This is a genomic window from Pseudovibrio denitrificans JCM 12308, assembly GCF_001310815.1.
GTDB classification, from domain to species: Bacteria; Pseudomonadota; Alphaproteobacteria; order Rhizobiales; family Stappiaceae; genus Pseudovibrio; species Pseudovibrio denitrificans.
The window spans coordinates 102,121-109,037 of record NZ_BAZK01000019.1; the positions used below are offsets into that span (position 1 = coordinate 102,121).

Below are 6,917 nucleotides of genomic sequence, written 5' to 3' on the forward strand. Positions count from 1 at the left end.
TCAAGCCTCCCCTGCACTATCTTCGGCATTCGCCTTTTCGGAGAAGTGCTTATAGACGTCGTCCAGTGTTGGCAGATGCACATCGATATCCTCGATCATGGCACCCAAGCTGGTAACAGCCGCAATTCTCGCGATCTTGTCTTCATGTGCGCACATGATCTCTACACTGCGGCAGTTAACTGGAGTGCCACCAAGACGGTTTGCCAGCTGCTCAGCTGGTTCGTCCTTGGCTTTCACCTTCAGGCGAATTGGCAGACGGGCTGCTGTGCGCAGGTGTTCCAGAGTGTCATTGGCAACAAGTTTGCCTTTAGACATGATCAAGATGCGATCTGTGCGAGCTTCCATTTCTGTCAGTGCATGAGATGACAGAAGTACGGTTGCGCCGTTTCCAGAAATCTCTGTTACGAGATCGTAGAAGTTCTGGCGTGAAATCGGGTCCAGACCACTGGTTGGCTCATCGAGCAACACCAGTTTGGGTGTGCCGATTAAGGCTTGTGCGAGGCCAAGACGCTGCCGCATACCTTTTGAGTAGGTGCCAACCCGGCGTGTACCAGCTTCTGCAAGACCAACGCGTTCGAGCAGTCCGACTGCTTTCTTCGGGTCTTCGCCTTTTAGCTTGGCGTAGTATTTGAGAACTTCAACACCTGTCAAAGTCCTTTGGAAGGCAACAGATTCTGGCAGAAACGCGGTGGAAGAGCGCGCTTTATCACTACCAGGCTCTGCGCCCAAAACTTCAATCCGTCCAGCAGATGGTGTCAGGAAGCCAAGTGACATTTTGAAGAATGTCGTCTTACCTGCACCGTTATGACCGAGCAGCGCTACCCTCTCTGCGCCTCCCAGTTCAAAGGAAAGATCTTTAACAGCATCCCGTCCATCGAAGGTCTTGCGGACGTTTTCAGCTCGAAGAACTGTATTATTCATCTTCTTGCTCCTACCTTCGGCATTGCTATTTCCGGAGCGTGCATCAGAGGTTTGGTATCTACGATGCCACCTGGCAAAAGTGCCGGAAACTGCGATTGGGTCCAGCTGAGGAGCTGGACTGCAGGACTTCCGGTGAGCAGCTTTGCGGCAGGCTGTGTCCAGAGAATTTGATCGACCATGTCGTTTGGCCGGTAGGCGGTGTCAGCTACTCCATCTCCATTCATGTCAAAGGCTGAATGATCACTCCAGAAGTTTCCGCGGCCTTCGTATGTCCATTCCAGGTGGCGTGTGCCCACGTACTTCACCTGTGTCTTGTTTCCAATGAAGGCATTGTTGGAAAATTTGTTTTTTGCAGAACCTGCAGTGAAGTGAACCCCGATGTCACAGCGCTCAAACTTGTTACCGTCAACAATGTTTTTGTTGGCGTTGTACATGAATAAACACTTCTCAGGAGAAGCTTTCACATAGTTTCCGGTAATCACGGCATTGTTGGCGTAGTTCAACATCAAACCATGGTCACGGTCATTTTTAGAGATGTTGCCCGTAATCGTGAGTTTGTCTGAGAACATCAGCGCATAACCGATGTGATTGCCGACTGACACGTTGTTGGAGATAGTGCCCTTATTGCCGTACATGTAATGCACCGCAAAGCGGGTTTTTTCGAAATAGTTGTTTTTGAAAGTATCGTTCGGGCTGGTGTTTACGAAAACGCCGTCCCGACCATATTTGATGGTGTTGTATTCCACCAAAAGTCTTGGTGAGTTCCAGACATAGATGCCATTTCCGCGCTCGTTAGGGCGCAGATCGCGACGACCTTCAATCAGGTTGTCGGCAATGTAAGCATCATCCGCTCCGTGCGCATCGACACCAACCAGATTGTTGAGGAACTTGTTACCTGTAATTCGGGCACGATCTGCTTTTTTTGTCAGCTTCACGCCTGAATCGATTGTTTGGTTGGAAAGACCTGAACCGGTGATGACCAGTCCATCGACGACCACATCTGGTGCTTCGACAGTTATTACTGAGCCTTTGCCATTGCCTTTAAGCTCTGCGCCTGGCTCTCCTTTAAGCACCAAAGACCGATCGATGACGACCGGTCCCTGATGAACTCCAGCAGATAAGCGCAAAACGTCTCCGTCCTGCGCCTCTCTCAAGGCGCGGGCTAAGGCATCAGGCTGTGCCGGTACAATGATTTCAGCGGCGTGAGCAGAAACGCTCACGCCAACCAAAGCCGTCGCACCTAGCAGCAATTGCCAGAGGGACCTTGTCATGCCCGCAACTCCCTTATGCGTCGCGTGGCTCAACGAACATACGACCGCGCATTTCCATGTGCAGTGCATGACAGAACCACTGGCAATAGAACCAGTGAACACCTGGACGCTCTGCGATAAAGGTTACGGAAGCAGTTGCCTGAGGCCCAATTTCCATTGCTACATTGTAGTTAGAAATACAGAAGCCGTGTGTCAGGTCATCGATGTCATCAATGTTGGTGACATAAACGGTAACTTCGTCGCCCTGCTTAACTGTGAACTTCTCAAGAGAGAAAGTTGGCGCAGCAGAGTGCATGTACACACGAACTTTGTTGCCGTCGCGGATGACGTGTTCTGCTTCTTCCAGATCCACACCGTCAGCTTTAGCCTGTGCGACAGCATCAGCGAACATTGGGTCGTCACGCTGCCAGACAGATGCAGGGTTCACAACGGAGTTGTGTACGATGATGACGTCGTGCGGTTCTGCAAAGGTAGGACCATCGTGAACGATCTTCATTTCGTCGCCAGAAATATCGATCAGCTGTTCGTTTTCTGGTTTCAGAGGACCAACGTTCAGGAAGCGGTCTTTAGAGAACTTGTTCAGAGATACAAGCCACTTACCGTCTGCTTCTGATGTTTCACCCATAGAGGTGTGGTTGTGACCTGGCTGGTATGCCACATCGATCTTGGAGTGAATTGGATCGACGTCTTCGCCTGCATACTGACGGATCGCTTTGTCGATGTCCCACTTAACCATCTGGCTGTCGAGGAACAGAGTGGTGTAAGCGAAGCCGCGGTTATCGAATGCAGTGTGGAGTGGGCCAAGACCCAGCTCTGGTTCAGCAACAACTGCGGAGCGTGGATCTGCACCGTCGAATACTGCGTCCAGTTTGGTCACGTCGATAACAGAAACTGTTGGAGACAGCTTACCGTTGATCATCAGGTGTTTTTTGTCTGGGCAGGTGTTACAGCCGTGTGGGCTGTTTGGTACAGGGATGTACGCGGTGTACTTTGAGCCTTTACGGCCATCAAGAACTGGAACACCGTTCAGCATCTGGTAGTCGCCGTTTTTGACGCCTTCTTCGATGCGTTTGATGTTGAACACCACGCAGTGGTCCATTTCAGAGGCTGTCATTTCTGCCAGGTTTGTACCCATTTCTGAGTTGTAGCTGGTAGAGAAAGCGTATTTACCCTGATAATCAGCGTCACAGTTGTCCAGGTTACCGGTTACGATGACCTGCCATGCAACTTCCATGGTATCACCATCGAGTGCGGTGAAGATGCAGCTGTACTTATCTGGCTCATCCAGGATTGTGCCGTCGTTTACGAGTGGAGCTTCATGCTCACCGTTTGCGAAGACGTAGCCAGTACGTGGGTACTTCTGAGGACGCAGACCGTGAATGTCATGTGCATTTGGAATTTCAGTGATCTTGTCACATTTCATAACGTCACAGCGTACACGTGCAACACGGGTGTTCGCTTTGTCGTTCATGAACAAGTAACGACCGTCATATGTACCTTCGGTGAAGGACATATGTGGGTGGTGAAGGTCACCGTTGTCGTAGTGTTCCATGCCATGCGCAGCCAAGAACTCTTTGGTTTCTGGCAGCATGTTTTCCTGCAGAATCTTCTTAGATTCGTTGGTCTGACCCCAACCGGTTGCAGAACAACGGTTGAATACAGGAATACGCATCAGTTCGCGCATGGATGGCAGACCCATAATGCGCAGTTCGCCAGTCTGACCTGATGACCAGAAGCCATAGTATTCGTCCAGCTCGCCTGGACCTACATGGTACTTGAGGCCACCTTCAGCAGCGCGAGCTGGTGCAAAACCACCAGCGCCTGCTGCAGCAACGGCACCCAAACCAGCTACTGCAGCGGTCTTTGCGGTACCACCAAGCAGTGCGCGGCGTGAAAGGCCTGTTTCTTTTTTATCAGTCATGAAAGTCTCCCTTGATACTTTCGAGTTGATTTGGCTTAAGCCGGTTGTTTGACGGAAGTGCCCTTTTCCGTCTTTGAAATACCCGTCTGCGCTTCGAATTTCTTGCGTCGTGCAAGCTTCTTGATGCAGACCGGACATTTATCGTCGCTCTGATACAGAACCTGACAATGCAGGCAGTTCAGGCATTCGTTTGGATTGATGTGACCCTCAGGATGGATAGCTCCGACCATGCATTCTTTTTCACAGCGAGCGCATGGGTTGCCGCATTCCTTGTAACGCTTGAGCCAATCGAACATGCGCAGGCGTGCCGGAATGGCGAGAGCTGCTCCCAAAGGACAGAGGTAACGGCAGTAGAACCGCTCGATGAAGAGACCAGCTGCCAAGAGTGCTACTGCAAAGAGCACATATGGCCACCCGCGCTGGAACTTCAGAATAATGGCGGTTTTGAATGGTTCGACTTCAGCATAATGCTCAGCCACTGCCAGTGAGTAGAGTGAGAGACCAAACAGTCCCAAGAAGATCATGTACTTCAGAGCCCACAGGCGTTCATGGAGCCCCCATGGCAAGGTTACCTGCGGTACTTTGAAGAACTTTGCAATTCGGTTTGACAGTTCCTGCAGGGCGCCAAATGGGCAGAGCCAGCCACAATATGCGCCGCGACCCCAGAAGATGAGAGCTGCTGCAACTGCAAACCAAAGCAGGAAGACCAATGGATCCATCAGGAATGCGCTCCAGCTGAACTCTGTGGTCAGCGCTGAGAAGAGCGCAAGAACGTTCACAACAGAGAGCTGCGCATTTTCCATCCAGCCGAGCCAGACCAGAACAAAGGTCAGGAAGCCAATGCGGAACCAGAAGGTGAATTTTTCAGACTTGGCGACCTGCATCTGGAAGAAGAAGACGCCTGTCAGGATCGTCAGAGCGACACCGAGGACCGCAATATCCACCTGACGGTCATTCCAGATGCGTTGCCACAGTTCAACGCGCTGTTCTTCAGCAGGAGCTGCAGCTGCGCCCTCGCCTGTACCTTCTGCTGCTACTGGCGCAACTTCTACCTTCTTCAGGTATTGCTGCGGTAACTGATAGCCCAGATCAAAGGTCAGGAAAGTCTTTTCAATCGCGCCAATTTCGCGATGAACCAAAAGCTGTAGACGGAACGGCTTGCTTGGATCAAAACCTGAATCTGCTGGAATTGTGAAGATGTCCAGTTCTTTGAATGTTGGAGCATCACCAGCATCAATAACATTCAAACGCTTATGTTGACGATCTTTGAAGCGGACAGAAATATCGTTCTGGATCAACTGAATTCGGTCGAAGATACCACCACGAACATACCCAGTGCCTTTGAAGGAATACCGACCACGACCAAGCACCACTATGGCGTGGTCACCTTCCTTCATGCGTTTTTTGAGGTTGGCGTACTCTGCGTCTCCCAGGATGGTGCGACCAATAACCGGGACGTCAGCAAGGCCCATATACATATCAACATAAGAGTCGGTATCAGGACCTTTTGCAGGGCGTTTGATGGCCTTCGGATTGCCTTGCTCAACAAAGGCAGCATTAATCTGCCCCACATCAAGCGTGAGGCGGCGAAGTGAGCCATCACCCGTTAGTGTCATCCAATCTGAGGCTGTAGTCTTGTCCGGATCAATGACGAACTTTGGACCGGTGTCTGCCTCAGCACCTTTAAGACCGCCGATTCCAAGGGTGCGTGCTACTTTCAAGCTCGCTCTCACAACAGAATCGTCAATCACCATGATGGTGACGGTTGCGCCAGAAATAATGTCGAGTTCGTGAGCAGAACCACCCTGCTCTGCTTCTTTCTTTATATCGAGGCCAGCGTAGTTCTCTGTGACTTGCTTGATCTCGCTATCAGGGATGCCGATAAGAACGATTGGTTCTGCGTGTTTAACCAGCTGCACGCTTGTGAGCATGCCATTTGGATCAATGCCAACCAATGTGTCGATTGGCTTACCGGAGTACCCGGTCGTGGAGACCAGATCGGTGGTCAGAAAGACCCAGCCCAACACTTCCTCGCCGGCCATTGCAGGTAGAACCGCGATGTCCTCACGCAGTTCCCCATATCTGTCGGCTTTCGGGAAGAATTTGGTGACCTCAACTTTCTTAGAGAAATTAAGGACACGATTTGAAGAGTCCGACGCAGCTATCGCGTAGTTCGACGCACTGAGAAAGAACGTAAAAATAAGAAGGAAGACAGTGCGCAACCTGAGAGCTCGCATTTCCGAGACACCTTATCTCGCATGAAAAATATACATTAAGTAGGTGCGCTTATTCGGGACGGAGTTCTTTGCGAAAAATCAAAAAGCGTTTTGCCCTCATCGATGAAAACCGTCATCTCCACAGTATTTAGATATTTCACAACTTTTGATTGATTTTGCAGATATGTGTCGCACGATTTGGTGTGACACATCCGCTTAATCTATTGTTTTTATTTAGTGTTATTCGAAATTTTAAAGTGCGATGGTATGGGCTGAGATCACAATAAATGCAGTGAATATACGTAGGTAATCAGGTGTTTGGTTGTATTTCTGCGTAGAAATCGGGACAATTTGACCTAGGGAGAAAGTCGCGATGAGGAATGCTTTGAAGCTGATCTGCTCTCAATCTTCTGATTGGTGTGTTCAGGGCGATTCCTTGAATTGAACGAGTTCTCATTTTTTGTAATGGCTACATCATTCATATTTAAGGATCTCATTGATGGTGCATCGAAAGCCAACCCTCTTTAAGTTCGAGGTGATGGCTCTCAAGCTCTCGAAAAGCAATTTTGCTGCACTGTGTGGAAAATC

The 6,917-nt window shown here is 50.2% G+C and carries 4 protein-coding genes; all 4 read right to left on the reverse strand.

Annotation, left to right across the window (positions count from 1 at the left end; translation table 11 throughout):
• From JCM12308_RS21310 to JCM12308_RS21325, 4 genes are read right to left on the reverse strand one after another with little or no spacing between them, the layout of a single operon-like run.
• Positions 1-921, reverse strand: a complete 921-nt coding sequence (locus JCM12308_RS21310) for an ABC transporter ATP-binding protein (RefSeq protein WP_054785000.1) — start codon at positions 919-921, stop codon at positions 1-3.
• On the reverse strand, positions 918-2,192 hold the full coding sequence (locus JCM12308_RS21315) for a nitrous oxide reductase family maturation protein NosD (protein WP_083416411.1): 1,275 nt from the start codon (positions 2,190-2,192) through the stop codon (positions 918-920). The genes JCM12308_RS21310 and JCM12308_RS21315 overlap by 4 nt, the downstream gene beginning before the upstream one ends.
• Before the next feature lie 13 nt (positions 2,193-2,205).
• A complete protein-coding gene (gene nosZ / locus JCM12308_RS21320) occupies positions 2,206-4,113 on the reverse strand; it encodes a TAT-dependent nitrous-oxide reductase (protein WP_008546345.1) in 1,908 nt (635 codons plus the stop codon).
• Positions 4,114-4,148: 35 nt separating this feature from the next.
• Positions 4,149-6,350: a NosR/NirI family protein gene (locus tag JCM12308_RS21325; protein WP_054785002.1), complete on the reverse strand. Its 2,202-nt coding sequence runs from the start codon at positions 6,348-6,350 to the stop codon at positions 4,149-4,151.
• Positions 6,351-6,917 lie beyond the last annotated feature (567 nt).